Consider the following 2049-nt stretch of genomic DNA (forward strand, 5'->3'; position numbering starts at 1 on the left):
CCCCACCCACAGGACGTTCACGCGGGCTTGGCCTCGATGACGCCGAAGTCGACGTGCCGGGGCAGCTCGATGACGTCGGTGACGGACAGGCCGGCCCGCTCGCAGAGCGCGGTGAAGTCGGCGAGCGTGCGCTCCCTGCCGCCGATGAGCAGCATCATGTTGAGGTCGCTCAGGTACGGGTCCTCCAGCGACTCGTCCTCGGGGTCCACCCGCTCGGGCAGGATCGGCTCGATGATCAGCAGCCGGCCGTGGTCGGGCAGCACCTCGCGGCAGTGCCCGAGGATCTCCACCGCCCGGTCGTCGTCCCAGTTGTGCAGGACGCTCTTGATCATCTGCAGGTCGGAGCCGCCCGGCACGGACTCGAAGAAGTCGCCCGCCACGACCTTGCACCGGCCGCCCAGGTCGGCGGCGTCCAGCGTCAGGGTGGCCTGCGCGACGCCCTCGGCGGTGTCGAACACGGTGCCCTCGAGCGCGGTGTGGCGCCGGAGGACCGCGGTCAGCAGGGTGCCGTCGCCGCCGCCGACGTCGGTCACCGCGGTGAACCGCGAGAAGTCGTAGTGGTCCGGCAGGGTGTCCGTCACACCGTCGCCCTTGGTCCGCTGGCTCATCGCCAGGTTGAACGTCGCCGAGAGCTCGGGGTTGCGGGCCAGGTACTCGAACACCGGCATCCCGAAGACCTCGTCGAACGCGGTGCGGCCGGTGCGCACGCTGGTCTCCAGGTGCAGCCACGCGTCCTGCATCGCCCGGTCGGTCAGCAGCTTGGCCAGCGCCAGCCGCGAGTGCGGGTGGTCGCCGCGCAGCAACGCACCCGCCTCGGTGAGCCGGAACGCGCCCGGCCGCGGCTCGTCGCACAGGCGCATGCACGCCAGGGCGCGCAGCAGCCGGTTCAGCCGGTCCGCCGGGATGCCGTACCGGGCGGCCAGGTCGTCGACGTGGCGCTCACCCGTGCCGATCGCGTCGGCCAGCTCCATCCGCGCGGCCAGCCCGACCGCCTGGGTGACTATCGTGCCGAACAGCGCGTTCATCAGCGTGCTGCGCGCAGTGCTCAGCGCCGTGTTCGGCTCGGACATCGACTTCACCTTTCGGAGTCGCCTTGCGCAGGCGGTGGGCGTGGGTCCGTGTGCGGCGGTCGGTCCGCGTCGTCCGTTTCGTTGGGGGACAAGGGGAATCGGGGCGCCGGCGATCCCGATTAGAGTGCTTCGCGGTATTCCCCCGCAAGGGGCTTAGATCGCGCGATGGAGTCCGCACCCCAACCTTCGGCCAGGTTGCGCGCCCCCGGTCACCCGGCGGAGGCGGGCTGCGGCTCGGGCGCGGGCTCCCGGGACGCCGCCACCGCGGGCGCGATGGCGGCCAGCGCGAGGGCGACCGCGACCCCGACCAGCCAGGTGTAGCCGACCGCGCCCACCAGGCCGAGGGTGGCCGAGGTGACCACGACCCGGCCCACGCCGGTCATGGACATCGGCACGGTGAAGTCCGTCGAGCCCGTCGAGTCGCGGGCCATGCCCAGCGACACGGTGGAGATCCACGTCATCTTCGCGCCGTAGCAGGCCGTGGCGACGACCAGGGCGCAGGCGACCGGCCACAGCGCGCCGTACCCCAGCGAGACCGGCAGCATGACCGCGCTCGCCGCCGCGCCCGTCACCCCGACCACCACCACCACCCGGCGCCTGCCGACCCTGTTGATCAGCACGCCGGTGGCGAGGGAGGCCAGCACCTGCGCCCCGGTCGCCGCGGTGAACAGCACCGCGGCGATCCGCTCGGAGGTCCACCCGGCCGCCAGCAGCATCGGCGACATCAGCGAGCCGACCAGCCAGTCGCCCAGCAGGACCAGCGGGACCACGCCCAGCGTCCACACCGCCGACCGCCGCTGCCGGAAGAACGTCACCAGCGCCCACCACGGCGCGGGGCGCTGCTCGGCGGCCGGTGCGGGCGGCTCGGCGAACCGGGCGAGCAGGGCCAGCGGCACCAGGTACAGGGGGGCCAGGCTCAGCAGCGTGGTCGTCCACCCGCTCCGGGCGTGCCGCAGCAGCGCGCGGCCGGAGCCGTTGA

Annotated in this window: 2 protein-coding genes; both read right to left on the minus strand. The window is 73.3% G+C overall.

Features of this window, described 5'->3' with window-relative positions:
- Nucleotides 1–17: 17 nt before the first annotated feature.
- Nucleotides 18–1070 carry a methyltransferase gene (locus tag ACFV4N_RS43190; protein ID WP_499678498.1) on the minus strand — a complete coding sequence of 351 codons (1053 nt, stop codon included), beginning with the start codon at nt 1068–1070 and terminating at the stop codon, nt 18–20.
- 209 nt (nt 1071–1279) lie between these two features.
- Nucleotides 1280–2049, minus strand: a 770-nt coding sequence (locus tag ACFV4N_RS43195; protein ID WP_499678499.1) for an MFS transporter, incomplete at its 5' end; no start/stop codon positions are given.

Source organism: Actinosynnema sp. NPDC059797 (assembly GCF_042732085.1).
GTDB lineage: Bacteria > Actinomycetota > Actinomycetes > Mycobacteriales > Pseudonocardiaceae > Actinosynnema.

Bases quoted from the DNA above. Each gene is read 5' to 3' on its own strand.
- ACFV4N_RS43190 (WP_499678498.1), bottom strand. From the start codon at position 1,070: ATGTCCGAGCCGAACACGGCGCTGAGCACTGCGCGCAGCACGCTGATG.